15 protein-coding genes are annotated in these 15698 nt (G+C 67.2%); 4 read left to right on the top strand and 11 right to left on the bottom strand.

The features are described 5' to 3' along the window. The first annotated feature begins 5 nt into the window (after positions 1–5). Both ACLQ28_RS31570 and ACLQ28_RS31565 read left to right on the top strand, forming a co-directional pair. On the top strand, positions 6–479 hold the full coding sequence (locus ACLQ28_RS31570; protein ID WP_425689908.1) for a toprim domain-containing protein: 474 nt from the start codon (positions 6–8) through the stop codon (positions 477–479). 58 nt (positions 480–537) lie between these two features. Beyond that, positions 538–1026 (top strand): hypothetical protein, encoded by a 489-nt coding sequence (locus ACLQ28_RS31565; protein ID WP_425689907.1) that lies wholly within the window; start codon positions 538–540, stop codon positions 1024–1026. 389 nt (positions 1027–1415) lie between these two features. On the opposite strand, the gene ACLQ28_RS31560 is transcribed toward ACLQ28_RS31565, so the two are convergent. From ACLQ28_RS31560 to ACLQ28_RS31545, 4 genes are all read right to left on the bottom strand, one after another. Then, positions 1416–1700: a hypothetical protein gene (locus ACLQ28_RS31560; RefSeq protein WP_425689906.1), complete on the bottom strand. Its 285-nt coding sequence runs from the start codon at positions 1698–1700 to the stop codon at positions 1416–1418. A 185-nt stretch (positions 1701–1885) separates the two neighbouring features. Further along, entirely contained in the window at positions 1886–4114 is a 2229-nt protein-coding gene (locus tag ACLQ28_RS31555) for a UvrD-helicase domain-containing protein (protein ID WP_425689905.1), read from the bottom strand. Further along, positions 4111–4941, bottom strand: a complete 831-nt coding sequence (locus ACLQ28_RS31550) for a hypothetical protein (protein WP_425689904.1) — start codon at positions 4939–4941, stop codon at positions 4111–4113. The genes ACLQ28_RS31555 and ACLQ28_RS31550 overlap by 4 nt, the downstream gene beginning before the upstream one ends. 581 nt (positions 4942–5522) lie before the next feature. After that, complete coding sequence (locus ACLQ28_RS31545; protein WP_425689903.1) at positions 5523–6728, bottom strand: hypothetical protein; 1206 nt, start codon at positions 6726–6728, stop codon at positions 5523–5525. A 328-nt stretch (positions 6729–7056) separates the two neighbouring features. Between ACLQ28_RS31545 and ACLQ28_RS31540 the strand changes: the two genes are divergently transcribed. Next, entirely contained in the window at positions 7057–7191 is a 135-nt protein-coding gene (locus tag ACLQ28_RS31540) for an ATP-grasp domain-containing protein (RefSeq protein WP_425689919.1), read from the top strand. Here ACLQ28_RS31540 and ACLQ28_RS31535 read toward each other — a convergent pair. The 6 genes from ACLQ28_RS31535 to ACLQ28_RS31510 all read right to left on the bottom strand — a co-directional run bounded on the left by ACLQ28_RS31535 (position 7145) and on the right by ACLQ28_RS31510 (position 13748). Continuing rightward, positions 7145–7372, bottom strand: coding sequence for a hypothetical protein (locus ACLQ28_RS31535; protein ID WP_425689902.1), 228 nt, complete (start codon positions 7370–7372; stop codon positions 7145–7147). The genes ACLQ28_RS31540 and ACLQ28_RS31535 overlap by 47 nt on opposite strands. A gap of 57 nt (positions 7373–7429) precedes the next feature. Continuing rightward, positions 7430–8245: a class I SAM-dependent methyltransferase gene (locus ACLQ28_RS31530; RefSeq protein ID WP_425689901.1), complete on the bottom strand. Its 816-nt coding sequence runs from the start codon at positions 8243–8245 to the stop codon at positions 7430–7432. Beyond that, a complete protein-coding gene (locus ACLQ28_RS31525) occupies positions 8242–9804 on the bottom strand; it encodes a carbamoyltransferase C-terminal domain-containing protein (protein WP_425689900.1) in 1563 nt (520 codons plus the stop codon). Before ACLQ28_RS31525 ends, ACLQ28_RS31530 begins: the two co-directional genes overlap by 4 nt. 59 nt (positions 9805–9863) lie before the next feature. Continuing rightward, positions 9864–11348, bottom strand: coding sequence for a hypothetical protein (locus tag ACLQ28_RS31520; protein ID WP_425689899.1), 1485 nt, complete (start codon positions 11346–11348; stop codon positions 9864–9866). A 718-nt stretch (positions 11349–12066) separates the two neighbouring features. Continuing rightward, on the bottom strand, positions 12067–13449 hold the full coding sequence (locus tag ACLQ28_RS31515) for a helix-turn-helix domain-containing protein (RefSeq protein WP_425689898.1): 1383 nt from the start codon (positions 13447–13449) through the stop codon (positions 12067–12069). 23 nt (positions 13450–13472) lie between these two features. Next, positions 13473–13748 (bottom strand): hypothetical protein, encoded by a 276-nt coding sequence (locus tag ACLQ28_RS31510; protein WP_425689897.1) that lies wholly within the window; start codon positions 13746–13748, stop codon positions 13473–13475. A gap of 247 nt (positions 13749–13995) precedes the next feature. On the opposite strand from ACLQ28_RS31510, the gene ACLQ28_RS31505 reads away from it, so the two are divergent. Further along, entirely contained in the window at positions 13996–14331 is a 336-nt protein-coding gene (locus ACLQ28_RS31505) for a hypothetical protein (protein ID WP_425689896.1), read from the top strand. Between the two features lie 171 nt (positions 14332–14502). Here the strand turns inward: ACLQ28_RS31505 and ACLQ28_RS31500 are convergent, their stop codons facing one another. Beyond that, complete coding sequence (locus tag ACLQ28_RS31500) at positions 14503–15177, bottom strand: HNH endonuclease family protein (RefSeq protein WP_425689895.1); 675 nt, start codon at positions 15175–15177, stop codon at positions 14503–14505. Positions 15178–15698: the final 521 nt, after the last annotated feature.

Raw genomic sequence — 15698 nt, 5'->3', positions numbered from 1 at the left:
CAGGAGTGGTCGCCCTCGCGCCGTGCGGCACCACGCTGACCGAGGACCAGGCCGCGCTCTTGCGGGAGCTGCCCGGCGCCGCAGGCGGCATCGTGGCGGCATCCGACGCGGACCCGGCCGGCCGCGATGCAGTCGATCGAGCTTGGCACCTGCTCCGGCGGCAACGCTCGCCCGGCCCGCTCCTGACGGCTGAGTTCAGTGCCGGTGCTGACCCGGCGGACCTGCTCCTGCGAACTACGGCAGGGCGCAGCTGCGGACCGCGTTGCAGCGGGGAGCGCGGCCCGGTGCTCGACGCGGCGGTCAGGCACCGGTTCGCTCGGCTCATCGAACGGCATCCCCGCCTGCTCGAGGACATCGACATTAGTCCAGACGGTCTTCCGCACAGCAAGTTCGGTCCGCGAGAGCGGCCCGGGATGGAGCGTCCACCAGGGACGCTTGCTTCGCTACCAGATATTGCCGATGACCGATACTCTCGGTAGGCGGTACGTAACTCGCCGAACTCGGCGTCTGCATGTATGACCAGCACCGGGGGGATCCATGTCTCGACCAGTCTGGGAGCAAGTCGATCCGCTCACCTTCAACGATGGCGTGTTCTACGTGTCGGCCATGATCGAGTTGCAGCCGCGACTCCCGCTCTGGGGACATCCCCACCAACCCGATCTACACGAACAGCTCGCCAACGACCGCCCCCACGGCACAAGCGGCGAGAAGCTACTCTGCCTGCTCTGCATGCGCCATCAGGCCCAAAGAGGGCTCCCCCGCGCACCGGTCTGGTTGACCTTCGTCGAAGGACAGCACGGGCCGATGTTCCGGCACGAGAACGGCCGCTCGCCCCACGCAGAGCACCAGCTCGAGACCGACACCCACAAGGCGCTCAAAGAGCGCAAGGCCCGCACATGGGAGTCGGTCGGCGGCACCGTGGAAGTCGAGGTGTGGCGGCCACGCGCCCGCCGCCGGCCGGACGTCCTCGCCATCGGTCCGGTCCTGACCGTGGCCGGCGAGGTCCAACCTTCCAAGGAAACTTAACGGACCATACGGGCCCGGCAGCGAGCGCTCCGCAAAGCCGGCGACCGGGTGGTGTGGACCACCGACCGCGGTGCCGGTGACATCGCGTTCCTACACCCGGTGCCGCACCTGTCCGTGCCTGCCCTCGACGACCACCGCATGTACCTGTCCGAGACCCCGCTGGAGATCGGCACCGGCGCGATCACGTTCGAGACGCAGCGGTGCGGCTGGGCAGACCTCTGGACCGGCACCACCCGCTGCCCGGTCACCCGCAAGGCCCGGCCGTGTGGCCGCTTGCATCCGTACCCGACGTTGAACCCGCACAGCTACAGCCGGCAGAAGGCCGCCACAACCGCGATGTTTCCCTGCGGTCCACGCCCACACCTGGACCATCTGCTGGAGGGCATCCTTCACGGGACCTGGTTGCCGTATCGGCACCGCGACCGCGTCAGTTGGATCCCCGCCGACGCCCACGCCGCGGTCACGCCGAACGCGGCGGAACCCTCGACCTGGCCGAGACCGGAAGCGTCCCGCACCGTGATGGGCCTGCGGACCGGGCCTGCGAGCGGCGATACGGTCCAGTCGTCGCGCAGGCGGAAGCGCCCGAGATCGAAAGCCTGCCCCTGTGCTGCGGCGAGAAACCGCCCGGGCGGATCGGTCAGCCGCTGGTCCTCTCCTGCCAACTCTGCAGCCACTCCCCTACCTACTACCGCCGAGATGAACTCGACAGGGAACGGCCCGGCGCCCACCTATAATCGAGCAGTCGGACCCGAAAAGGCTTCCGAAGGGTGGCCGCGGTTGCGGGTCCGCTCGCCCGCGGACCTCACGTCAGACCTTCCAAGCCAGGTCGCGGCCAGGACGGTGTGCATGCCGGCGGTGCTCAGACCAGGCTACCGCGCTCGCGTTTCATGATGCCGTTGGCGACCGCCCGAGTGAGCACCTCGACCTCGCCCCCATCGTCCTCGTTCACATAGACCCGCACCTCCCGCTGGGCGCGGCTCAGCGCGAGATAGAGCAGCGACAGCGAACGGGTCCGTTCATTGGGGGTTTGGTTGATCCGCATTTCCGGAACGCCAGCCACCAAAACCGAGTCGAACTGGAGGCCGGCTAGATACTCAGCAGGCCCGACGACCAGCCCGCGGCCTCGATGGCGGAGACCCTCGACGTCGGATCGGCTCTGGACCGTCGACACGTGAAACTTACCGGACTCGCCGATGCGTGAGGCGAGCTCGCTGAAGCGTCGCCACTGCCTAGGGTCCACAATGGCCAATGCGATCCTGCCTTTCTGGTAGAGCTGCTGCACCGCCTTGGCGATGTCGATCTCCTCAGCCGGTCGTGACGCGGCTACGCTCAGCACCGGCACCTCACCCGGCTGCTGCGCGGACTCGACCGCGCTGAAATTGATGTCCCAGTCACTGCCCAGATCGAGGGTTGGGAACTCATGATGGACGTGCTTGATTAGGTCGAGGATCTGCGGCGTGAACCGATAGACTGTCGCCAATTCGAAGTTAGTGATTTCGCCGATATCGTCGTACATCGCGATCGATGACGACCGGGTCTCATCCGCAGCAAACCCAATGAACGCCTCCGACGGCGACTGCCGTGGGTCGACCGCCATAAACACTCGCGGATACATGCTTACGTCGCGCGAGAGATAGTGGAGTACTTGGCGCTCCAACGGACTAAACAGATGAAACTCGTCGACGAAGATCAGGTCGTACCCCTGGGTCCGGCGATTGCGGTTCCACGCATGCGTCTCGAGGTGGCTAAGCAGGTCGGCAAGCACTTGGTCGGAGGTGAGAATCGCCCGCGCGTCGAGATTCGCCATATATTTTGTGTATAGTGCGAATGTAACGCGTAGGTCGTCCCGGCTTTCCAGCGGCAGCATCCAGGTTGCTCTGGGAAGTTGAAAGTACCGCGCCTCCGCGCCCGCGCCGGGGAAAATGGCCGCAGCCCCTATGACGGAACCGAACTCGACGAGGAGATCCCAGGCCAGGGCCTTGCGTTCGTTAATCTCAGGAGAGTCGAACCTGACCCGAAGGCCTTCGGTGACGCGTTCCCGGTAGGTAATCCAATCGCCAACGATGAATTCGTCCAGCACCTCGAGGATCTGGTCCAGTTGAGCCTGTTTGCCGCTGAGGCTGTCGTCGCCGGCCAAGCTGAAGCCGGAATCGTCGTTGGCGTACTGTGGCGAGATCGTCTTAGCAATCTCCAGGAGTGGAAAGACGTCGATTTCCTGGAACAGCCCCATCCCCATCGAGTCGAGCGAGTCGGCCACGTCGGTGGCCAGGGACCAACTGTGGGTCACCATGAGCACCCGAAGGTCGACGCTGGCTTGGCGAGCCTTGCGGACCTCTCGGGTCGCCTTCAAGGTGAGCGCAAGGGTCTTGCCGGAGCCCGCCGGGCCGCGAAGGCGGATCGACTTGCCGGTGCTCGCTTCGACGAAGGATCGCTGGTCATCGGTGATGGAGGCCAACCACTTCTCGTACGACCATCCCTTCGTAGTCGATTGCTCCCCGAGCGGTGGCATCAGGATCTCGACGTCTGGCGGCGTCGCCGCCCGGCGTCGTTGGGCCCTGCGCTCGGGTATGTTCGCGACCGCAGCCTTCCAGTCGCCTTCCCAACCGGTTGGCATTTCTGGCTTGGCTAGTTCGAAGTCCTCGAGGGCTGCTTTTTTGTCTGAGTTGGTGGTGCCCCAAAGGACGATGTCCGACCCGTCGCCAGGCAGCAGCTCGGCGATCCAGCGACTCGCCTCGGCGCTGCCTCGACTGACTGCGAAGAAGGCAATGAGGTTGTTGTGCTTGTACTGGTGCCAGCCGCGAGGCAACGTCAAGGGTCCTGTGGTGCGGGCGCGCTCCGCGAACGAGGCGACACGGCTGAGCACCTCAGGTCGCAGGTCGACAAGATGCCGGGGCACGAAGCGATCTTCGGAGAATTCATCCCGTATCAGTACGATCCGCTGATCCTTCTCGGTGTCTTCAAGCGTAAGCAGCACGTCGACGCTTTTCCCCGCATTTTCCAGCAGCAACGGGGAAGCCGCGATGGCGTCCGGCGACAGGCCGGTCGCCAGTTCTTTCAGGGCACGCACCGTCGTCACGAGGGGTCTCATGCGTACTTCTCTCCCAATAGCTCGGCGTGCAGGTCGCGGAACTCTTCGTACTCCCTGGGGAGCCCGATGGACATGAATACGAGCGCGAAACGTTGGACGAGCAAGTGGACGTACCGTTCCTGCAGACGGGAGATGCGTCGGTAGCCGACGGACTTTTTGACCGGGGCGATGGCGATCTGGACTTCCCAGACCTGCTCCAGATGACGCAGGTAGGCGAAGTAGCCGAGCTCATGCTTGGGCGCAATAGCAGAGAGAAAGAGCGCGTCGCCGGGCGGCTGACCGTAGGGATTCTTGAGGACGTTAACAATTTGCTGGACGATCTTGTCCCGCTTCTGAGCGTTAGGCACCGCGAGGTGCGCCGCGATCAGGCGCTCGACCGCGTCGTCGAGGGTCTGCGCCGGCTGACTGACCAAGCGGATGGCTTCGAGTATCGCCTTGGCGACGCTAGCCTCTGGATCAGCCAAGCCAAGGGTGGCGACAATCTCATTGGGTTCGACCTCGCCGGGCCAGGCCCGTAGTCGCTCGTCGGAGACGTGCTCGGCGAACGGGGACGGGAGCACCTGACGAAGCACCGGTATGACCTTCGCCAAGGCCCGCTCGCGCAGGAGGGGAACCTTCATCTCCAGCAGGTATTCGTTGGCGGTCAGCAGCGGAACACAGGTGACTCGGCCCTGATGCTTGGCGTGCGCGAAGTCGCAGTCGGCCGTGAGCACGAGCAGATGTCGCTGCCACATCGACGCAACCGGTTCAACCGCCTCGATGATGTCGCCCTGCCGCAACGGGTCGGTGACGCTGATATCGCGGTATTCCGGGAAGGGTCCGGACAACCGTGCCTCCAACGTAGGGGTGCCGCGCTCAAGCCGAGGCCGGATTGAGTCTAGGTCTACAGCAGTAGATGGTGGGTCCCTGAGGTGCTGCTGACACAGCGCCCATGGTTGTCGTGCGTGCCACGGTGGTACTCCCACAGGTGGCTCCGTTTACTACCGTTCTGCGCGACGCACAGGTCAGCGGTCACCTTCAAAGCCGCCGGCAGATGCTGGGTGCCGTGGTGCGGCGCGAGCATCAACGCGTAGTGGGCTGGGTTGAGGTCCGTCTTGGCCAGCCAAGACAGCACTGGTGGGCCGGCATCACCGAAGACAACGAGGCTGCCAGTAACCGAACCAGGCTTGTCACCGCTTGCCGAAAGTGCTCACTGAGCTGCCGAGACGTCGCCAGGCACTCCCGCTGTTTGTCGCCCATCGTCAACGATTGGCCGGGGTTTTCGGGGGGTAAAAGGGGGTCCCGCAGACGACCCTGCCAGCCGCCGCCACCCCAACTGCGACCGCGCCGTGCACGCCTGAAAGACCTCCAAATTCCGCGCGAGGATATTCTGGTCTTCGACGTGACCGAAGCCGCTCAACGCCCCCCATCAGCGCGGATTGAGCATCAACACCGCTCCGTCGTCAGAGACAGCGGTGACGTCGTCACTCGGCTCGCGGCCCGCAACATCAGGCTCCTGCGCTCGCCGCCCGGCCACCGACCTCTGGGCCTCGATCACCCTGTCGGCGTCGCGTTCGGCAAGCGCCTCGTCCACCTCCGCGACCAGGCCGAACAGCACCTCCAGCTCTCCGCCCGGCAGCGAGATCAAATTCCGGACGCCGACGACGTCCAGGCCACCACGGGTCTGGCGCGCGACCCGCTGCGGTCGTGCCCGCACGTCCCGATCCAAGTTGGTCCGGAACACCGGAGGTGCCCACCTCTGGAAGGCATAGTCGTTACCGGCGAAATCGGCGAGGCTGGCCCATGAGGCCTGCGTCCCCGCCCGCACTAGGTTCTCCGCCGACAGCGACGCTTCCTCATCCATGTCGACATGAACGGCCTGCTCGAACATCTCGCGCTCGACGTGTACCTCGGCCGTATCCTCGACTAGCTCCGTCAGTTCCGCCGGATAGGCCGTTGTCTCATGGTGCCGACGGCGTCTGGGAGACAGCTCGAGCGCCCTACACCATACCCAGTCGTCCGCCAGGACCGTACCGACGGCGAGCCCGGGAGGTTGGCGGCCCTCGACAGCCACACCGCGCAACTGCACACAAGCCGACGCCATCTGATCCAGGCCGTACCTCCAGCCCTTGGTGCCTTTGCATTCGACCACCGCGTAGTGATAACGGTCCGTACTGCCCGGGCTCTCCGCGATCACGAGATAGTCCGGACGCCGTCTCCGACGTTGCACGACGGACGAGGTGACCGCGCCGGCGCTGATGACGCCACTGGACAGCGCGACGTCGATGTCGATGACACCGATGGCCGTAGCGCCGGGCCAACGAGCGGCCACCCATTCCTGCGCCCGGTGCACGGCGAAGCCGACGCCGAGTTCCTCCGAGGTGACCCTCCGTTGGTTCCCGGCGATCCGCCGGCCCGCGGACGACAGGCGCAACTGCCCGTCCAGGTCCGGATCGAACAGACCCAGGTACCGCAGAAGTGACCAGTGACGGTGCACCTCGTACAGATCTGTCTGATACTGGGGCTTCGTCGCTACTGCCAGCCGAAGCAGCACGTCCAACGGCCGCACCGTCGCCTCGCCATCGAGTGCGGGCACGTCCCGCACGCCAAGGTCATGATCGGCGTACGCCTGCACGTCAGCGCAGAGTTGCGCATCGCTGACACCGACGTACGTCCAGGGCTGAGAAACGATGTCGAGCGCTCGCCGTAGATCCATCCTTGGCATTCTGCCCAATCCGACAACACCGCGCTGCCCGCCTCACCTCGATCTTGGATGCCACCGCGCCCGGAACCGCAGCGGCGGGATGTCCGGGGAAGCTGCCGAGGGAGCGGGTCAGGCCAACCGAACTATCTGTCGCCCGGCTCGTAGATCCGGCGCTGCCGAGGTAGTTGGCCCGTGTACTCGGCGTCCCACTCGCCGAGGACTTTCGTGACGAGATGGTCGACGACAGGCCGGATCGCTCATCACCATCGACCTCGCTCAACGCGACGACGGAGTCTGGCGCGTCATCGAGCTCGGCGACGCCCAGGTCAGCGACCGCCCCACCACCATCAGCCCGTACGACTTCGTCGCTGCGCTATCGGCGGACGCCCGCTGACCAGCAACGCCGATCCGTTACCGGGCGACTCTGCATCGAGCACATCCTCGCTACCCGCGACCCGCAGCTGCGCCTGGTCGGCATCGACTCCCTCGCCGAGGACATCACGGTGGGTGTGCGCGGTGTAGCGCGGCCGTGCCCGCCGGTCGGGCAGCACGTTGTCCGGACGGCTGATGTCCATCCGCCCGTGCCAGCTCCGGGACGGTGCCCTTTGGGGGGTCTGCCGTGTGCCGTCAATCTAACGGCCGAGCGGACCGAGGCAAACGCTGCCCTGCCCTGCATTGTCTTGGCCTGGCGGCAATCGGTAGGCGAAGCTGACCCAGTACCGGCTGGTGTTCAGCTGTACCTGTGGCCCAAGTGTCTCCCGCAGCAGCTCTTGCACCTGAGCAGCGGACAGCAGCTGGCTACGCGCCGCCTGTAGGAATGCTCGGCGAAGTAGTCGATTTACCGCAGCCGCCGCGAGGAACCGGATCGATGCCAGCACATGCTCGACCCGGCTGCGGCGGGCCCGCTGGAACTCGTGGAAGTGGTCTGCGGTCCATACGTCGCCGACTAGCAGCCCACCCGGTGCGGCGAGTTCGCGCAGGCGGGTCAGCACCGCCGGTAGCGGACCCACGTGGTGGATCGCGTCGCAGCACAACACGATGTCGAACCCGGCCTCCGGCACCGTGCCTGGCGGCAGCGCGGCGAACAGGTCGGCGCAGACAGTGGTCACTCGCGTTGGGTCTGCGGCCCTGTTGGTGAGCGCGGCCAGTGATGCCGGGGAGACGTCTATCGCGGTCACTCGAGCGGCACCGGCTTCGAGCAGGGCCCGGGTGTAGCGGCCTGTCCCTGCAGCGACATCTACCGCCTCCCATGGCGATGTCAGTCGGGGCGCCAAGCTGGCGAGCAGCGCCTGGATCTGCTTGCGTTCGGCAACGTATGCCGGCCCCAGCACTGCATGCCCCTCTGCCCGATCGCCGTCCCAAACGCGACGCGCCCAATGTTGACGGGGCGCGTGAAAGCCGGAGCGGAGCAGACGTTGGCCGGCTGCAACCGCAAGTCGGGCGATCATGCAGTCACGGCGGTATCGATGACGACATCCCCAACCAGGAGGGCGTCCAACCCGATCGCGGCCGCTGTGTCAACGGCTTGGGCGCCGGTGTGCACCAGGGGTTCGCCGCGCCGATTGAGGCTCGTGTTTAGCACTACTCCGGTCCCCGTCGCCTCCCGCACCTGCTCGATCAGCGCCCGGTACGGCCCGGGTCCGGCGTCGACGGTCTGCACCCTGGCGCTGCTGTCCCGGTGCGCTGCGGCTGGTGCCAACTGCCTGCCCTGCTCGCTCAACTGCACGGACAGCAGCATGAACGGGCTGTCCAGCGAGCGGCCGAGCAGACGATCCGTTTCCTCGCGGAGCAGGCTCGGTGCGAGCGGACGCCACGGCTCACGGCCCTTGCGTGCGTTTAGTCGGTCTCGCACGCCCTCGGGGTCGGGAAGCGCCAGAATGCTGCGGTTGCCGAGCGCACGTGGGCCGACCTCCATCGGCCCCTGCACCCAACCGATCGTCTTGCCTTCAACAAGCAGCTGACGCGCGTCCGCGACCGGGTCCGCACTTGCGCGCACTGGGAGGCCGCGTGCGGTCGCGGCGTCGGCCGCCTCATTGGCGCTGGGCAAAGGGCCGGTGGCCGCCCGCGACCGGTCCCGCCAGGGCTGGCCCGCCGCGAGCCCGGCGAGCTGGGCTGCACCTAGCGCCACGCCCGCGTCGTGCGGGTATGGCGGGATGTGCAGCGTCCGTACCCGGTCTAGCAGGAGTCCGTTCGCAACGCAGTTCAATGCCACTCCGCCGGCGAGGCACACATCCGGGCATCCGGTGAGACCGATTGCGGCGTCGACGAGCCCGAGCATGGCCTGGTTGACCGCCTGTTGTGCGGCGGCCGCGGCCTGCGGCTGGTGCGCCTGCCATGGCGGGTAACCAGGTTCCTCGGCGGGGCGGGATGGTGGGCCGAAGCGGGAGGTGAGCAGCGTCAGCCACCCGTCCACCACGTCGTCCTCCCATGCGCCGTTTGGGAACGGCGACTGCAGATCGCCGTCATGCCAGAGCAGGGGAAGCGGTTCGAACGAGTCCGGGCACCACGACGACAGACCCATCGTCTTGCCAGCGCCGAAGGTACCGAAGCCACAGAACTCGCTCACCGCCCGATACATGAGCCCCAGCGACTGCCCTCGCCCCCAACTGTGTACCCGCCGCAATCCTTGCGCTCCGGCGTGGAAAACGGTGGCACTCTCGTCCTCCCCCTCGGCATCGACGACGAGCACGGTCGCCTCACTCAGGCCACTACCGTAGAAGCTCGACGCGGCGTGCGCGTCGTGGTGCAGCGTCTGCACCACTGGCCTGCCGGCCAGCACTTCCATCCCCGTGAGTCGTCCCGCCAGTCGATCCAGATCTACATCCCGGCCGCGGAGCCGGTTGAACTTCGCGAGATCCCAGCCGTAGGCGATGAGGTCGACATCCTCCGCCGCCACTCCCGCCTCGGCCAAAACGGTCGCCGCGGCGGCGTGCGGCAACTCGCCAATGCCGTGTTTGCGGCGCGACAACCGCTCCTGCTCGATAAAGCTGACCACCACGCCGTTCACCGTCAGGACAGCGGCTGGGTCGTGGGTACGGTCCGTCCAACCGTTCAAGCCGAGCACAATCACCTCGAGTCCTCCGAGCTCTCGTCGGTGGCAGTCCGCCACCCGGCATTGCGGACGGCCAGTAGCGCAGCCACCTGGGGGTTCCCGGCTAACTGCCTCAGGTAGCTGCTGTCGCGCCGGTAGCTGGAGAGGACCTGTTCAGCGGTGACCCGGGCGGCGAAGCGGGCCTTGGCCGTCCGCAGTTCGGCGCTGAAGCCGCCGCCAGGGGTCCGGTCCGCGAGCAGCTCCATGCACAACGGCAGGTACTTGCCCACCTCGTAGTCGATGTCGGTTACGGGCAGCCATGTCACCGTGCTGGGCACGGTCACCTCCATCCAGCGATCACGGTCCGCCATCCACGCCGCCGCTCGGAGAAAATCCTGCATGCCGGTCACGAACACGTCCAGCGGCCCGTGCGCACCATTCAACTGCTGGGTCCAGCGGGTGTCGTGGCGGAAGAAGCGGGGGTGCCCATCGATCCATTCGGAAACCCGTTCCGCCAGCCCGTGCCGGTCCACGCCGGGTGCGGTCAGCGCGACCAGGTCGATATCGGAGCTCAACACCCCGACGGCGCGGGGCAGATACGGCGTCTGCCGGCAGCGCACGCAGGACTTCATAAAGTCCCGTTCCCAGCTCTGCTCCGGGTAGCGGCGCCGATCATGCAAAGTGGTGCACACATGGCACGGCCACGGCCGATCTCCGCGCACGCAAACGTTCGCCCGCTCGAACTCGACCAGCGCGCCCGCCTCGGGAGCCGTGGGCGGCGCGGCACCGTGGCGCAGGTACTCGTATGCGTTCGCCGATTCTTGGCCGATGTTCACTCCGTGACCGGCCAGTTCCTCCTTCGTCCAAATTCGTCCGGGCCGATCGACGAGGACGGTGAGCGGCAGGAGCTTGCCCGCGAACAGCCTCTCCTGCTCCTGGGTATAGACCCTGATGCTCGGCGGGACCGGGTCCCGGTCGGGATGGGTGGTGTCAGTCATGCAGTAAAACGGGAATCCGGTGCCGAGCACGGCCACCAGCTCCGGAAAGGCGTTCAGCAGCTCGTCGGTGGCCTCAGAGCACACCCGCTCAGCCTTGCGCACGTGCGCCGGGTCCCTATATTGCGCTGCGGCGTGTCCCGCGTGAGCGGCAACGTCGGCGTGCGTGGCCCAGGGCTGCGGAGCGGCCTGCGTCGTCTGCGCCCAGCGCAGGGCGTTGCGCACCCCGGCCGCCCCCTGGTCATTGAGCGGCACGGCGACGCCGCGGCAATCGAACAGATCGGTTTGCCGCCCGACGTGTAGATACACCGCCACGCTCTCGCGAAGCGCGACGTCGTCGACTACGACGCCCACACCGACGCACAGGCGCCACACGCCGCCCTCGGTCCACTCCGGCTGAACCTTGGCGCGTCGCTCCCCTGGCTCGGCGACCTCGACCGGAACGTCGGGGGCGAGGGCCAGCCACTCCTCCGCCGGCACCAGGCGTGCTGCCTCCGGGGTCAGCAGCACCCGTTCGACACTCATCGAGTACACGGGTCACCATCGCAACGGAGGTTCGGCCGCGAGCCAGCCAAGCGCCAGCTCTCCTTGCCGCTGCTTCGTCCCGGTCACCCGATCGAACCTCCGAACTGCAATGACAGCGGCACCCAAGCGGAGGTAACGCGGCGTACCCGATCCGCGACGAGCGGTGCAGCCGATGTTAACCGCATCGATCCCCGACGGACCACCCCACCGACCCCTGCGACTCTCCGGCCGGACCGGTGACGACCACAGGCCGGCACCTATCCGCATCCTGTTAGCGCGTGGGATAACCGCACTGGTGCAACGGCGGCCGGCCGACACCTCCTCCGGCGTCAATCTCCGCTACCATGGTCGGCCCTACCCGTAAATACCGCAGCCGCTCGGGCCGGTCTAGCTCACCCCACCAGGACCCGGGCAGGGGCTCGGCCACGGTTGGGCCACGAGCCGAGCTGGCGGGGCTGTCTCGCTAAGGGTGTTTCCGGCGATCTTGGCCAGTAGGTTTCAGCGGCGCCCGGCGGGCGCGCCAAACGCCGGGCAGCGGTGTCGATCAAGCCTAATTGCCCGCCGAGCGTGTCACCGGCTACGCCTACACCGACCCGGACGAGCAGCGCCAGCGCGGGCTGGACATCAGTCCGGCTGGGTGCCCCGCCGTCATCACGCTCCGACCTTCACGCCGCACGAAGCCCCGGCCGCAGGTGGCCGGGGCCTCGTCGAGTAGCGATCAGAGGGTTTCGTCAGTCACTTCGACGCCGTTGGCCTCGGCCCAGCGCATCATCGGGGTTCGCAACCCGCCGGTCCCCCAGTAGGGCCTGCGCACCCTGCCGTCGCGCGAGAACTGGCCCATCTCCGGCACGCCGTACGCCTGGCCGAGCTCGTCGAGCAGCAGCGCCGCGGCTTCGACGAGCTGGGGACCCGGCTGCGCCAGGTCGTCGAGAGGCACGGCGGCCTCGGCCGGCTCGGCCTGAGTCCGGAACTGCTCGCCGGTGCGGGAGTCGGTGAACCCGCTTCGGCTGTGTCCGATGCTGGTAGGGCGCTCGATCGACACCGGGTAGAGCTGCGCCCGGACCAAGGCTGTCCCCCCGGCCGCCGTGCGATCCCGCGCATGACGAGCCAGCTCCAGCAGTCCGGCCATGATCCCCGCCGCGATCCCCTCATCCGACACGAGCTGGAACCTTTGTTCCTCCTCGGCGGGCGGCGGCACCTGCCTCCGCCGCCGCTCATTTAGGTCGCCAGCGGCGTGCGCGAAGACGCCGGCACCGTCGGCATGCAGCTCCAGCGAGATCCACCGAGACTCCACGTCGTAGTTACTCGTCCCGTCGGCAAGCAGGCGACGGCGCCCGACGCGGGTTCGGGAGATCTCCAGCCCCATGCCGGGCAGCGTCAGTGGCCTGCGCCTGACGTCCTGCTCGAACGCCTGGAAGGTCTCCCGGGTGACGGTCATGTCTCCGGGCAGGTCCGGCACCAGCGACACAACGATCCAGGCGTAGTCGGCGAGGGCGAGGTTGCCGATCGCCTCCCGCTCGATCTGCTCGACCCGTTCGGTCTGCCGCTGCGCGCTGGCGAAGCGGTTGCGGTAGGCGGTGGCGACCTCGGGTTCGGAGAGGTAACGGGTCGTGGCGCCGTTGCGCATGGGGTAGCGCAGGCCGTCGTTGATTAACACGGCGTGCGGCGCCCCGGGGCTACGGGGTACTGCCACGACGATGAAGCCCTGCTGGGTACCGTCCTCGCCGGCGTTGGTCGCCGGCTCGGGCACGGTGAGGATGTCGACCACAGGCATCGGCGCGACGAGCGACGCGATCGACTGGCGCATCCGGGCCACCTCGGCATCGGAGATGGCGACGCCCGGCGCCTTCGTGGCGCGCGCCTGGTCGTCCTCCTCCACCCCCAGGATGATCACCCCTCCCCCGGTGTTCGCCAAGGCGGCGACGTCGCCGGCCAGCGCCCGCTTCTCCTGGTCCTTGCCGCCGTAGAGCGTCTGCTTGAAGTCTAGGTCGAAGGCCTCCTGCACGCCGGCGGTCACCAGTGCGTGGATGTGGTGCGAGGCGAGGGTGTCCAGCGCCGTGCCGAAGATGGACTCCAGGCGCCGAGATCGAAGGGCAACCATGTGTGCTCCCTGCCGGGGAGGGGTTAGGGGACTGCGACCGATTCTGCCTGGCCGCCGACGCAGGTGACGTCGGCGCGCTCGGCGACCGGGCGCTCGGTGCTGGGGTAGGCCCGGTAGAGGGCATCGAGGCTCGCGTCGTGAACGGCCTCGCTGTAGGACGTGGTGAGCATGCGGCCGACGGTCTCGGCCACCCGGCACGCGAACCCGGGTGGCCAGGTCAGCGTCCGCAACACCTCCACCGGGCCGGTGTCGGCGTCGACCAGCACCACGTGCACGAGCAGGGTGGGCGCCGAGAGCATCGGGGCGACGGGGGCCGGAGCACCGGCCGTTTGACCGGTGAAGGGTCAGCGGGACGCACCCCCGCTGACCCCTCCTCACTCGGCCGCAACCGGCCACTGCTCCCCCCACCAGGCGATCGTGTCGTCACGCTGCGACAGTCGCAGCATTGGCGCATATGCCCTGTTAACAGGCCTATCCGTCCAATGATCGAAGTGTGTGGGGGAAGGTCGACGTTCTGTGCGAGAGGGCCCGGTCGATGGCCGCTGCTTGACCGTGCCCCTCGACGAAAACGGCGTCCCGGCCCAGACGGTCGATCAGACCTGGTTGTGGATTGAGTACGGCGGCGAGTTGCTCGATGCCGACATGAATGGCGTCGACGAAGCTGGCGCTGGTCGCCGGCGTCGGACCGCCGTGAATATATGTCTGGAATTCGAGGACATGACGAAGCCCTCGGCGATCTGCCGAGGGCTTCGACGGTGGTGTTCAGGGCAGTCGCCCGGCACCGGGCAGCGTAACCGTCGGGATGTGTGGTTGACGCGGAAGGTCAGGTGGAAGGTCACCGCCCGGGCCGGCGATAGCGAGACCGGGCGGGTGCTGCGATAAAAGTTCGACACCGAGGACGAGGCCCTCGCCATGGTCAAGCGCCTCTTGGCCGCTGATGCGTACGGCCAGTGGCGCAAGCAGCAGCCCGACAGCCCGCCGCCACAGCGGGCGTAGGGGCCGGCTTGCGGTCTGTGACCTGAGGGTGCGCGAACCGCAAGCCGGAAATCGTGGTTAGGAACTGCAGGTGTTGAGCATGCTCTGCAGGGCGGATTTCTCCGAAGTCTGCAGGGTGAGGCTCCAGTTGTACTTCACGGTGATCCACATCTTGCTGTAGGTGCACCGGTACGACGACAGGGGCGGTTGCCAGGTGGAGGGGTCCTGGTCGCCCTTGGACTGGTTGACGTTGTCCGTGACCGCGATCAGTTGGGGGCGGGTGAGGTCGTTGGCGAAGCTCTGCCGGCGGCTGGTGGTCCACGAGTTCGCGCCGGAGCGCCACGCCTCCGCCAGCGGCACGACGTGGTCGATGTCGACATCAAAGGCGGCAGTCCAGGTCGCGCCGTCGTAGGGGCTGTACCAGCGGCCGGAGGTGGCGGCGCAGGAGCTGTCGACGACGACGGAGGTGCCGTCGCGCTTGAGGACCTGCTCTCGGGTGTTGCAGCTACCGCTGATCGTGATCCAGTGCGGGAACAGGTCCCGCGAGTAGCCGCTGGTCGAGCCCTGCGCCGCCACGGTCAGGGCGTTGAGCTGCGACTGCGCCGTCGCCTTCGACGGGATCCCGGGAGGTGTGGCCGACGCCGGCTGCGCGCTGACTCCGACCAGGCCGGTGCCGGCGAGCGCGGCGAGGACGACTGCGGCGGCGTGGCGCGTGACGCGTGGGGAACGGGCTGAAACTTGGGTTACCCGCATAGGGCCTCCTCGACGCTGGGTGGACGGCAACCGTCTCTGACGATCATGTCCATCGAAGGGCGAGTTTGTGAAGAGGCGAGAAGCAGCCACGAAACTTCGAAGCACTTCACCGGTGCGCGGGCACGAGCTGGGCGGACCCCGCAGGACGTGTGCCGCCTTTCGTCGCGGATGCCGCCATCGAACTTCGGCAGCATCCAGCGCCACCGCCGAGACCCGCCTGCTCACAGCCAGCCGCGCAGTGCGGCGGCGTCCATCGGGACCGCACCTCGGATGGTCGCCAAGGCGGGACCGGCGGAGTGCCGCCGAGCGGCGGGCTCCAGGATTGGCGGCTTGCTGATAGTTGCTGCCCACTCGGGCGAGTGAACCGTATCGTCAAGCTCATCCAAGGGCCGATCCGTGGACAGTGAGAGCGGGCGGTAGCTGTGAGGATCGCGACGTTCAACGCCAACAACCTGTTCTCCCGCTGGACGTTCCAGGCGGAGCTTTCCCGGACCGTAGCCAATCCCCCGCTCGCCGAGATC

This window comes from Micromonospora sp. DT201 (assembly GCF_049841575.1).
In the GTDB taxonomy this organism is placed as follows: Bacteria; Actinomycetota; Actinomycetes; order Mycobacteriales; family Micromonosporaceae; genus Micromonospora.
Note: the sequence above shows the minus strand (reverse complement) of the source record. Positions and strands in the feature narration are given on the sequence as shown.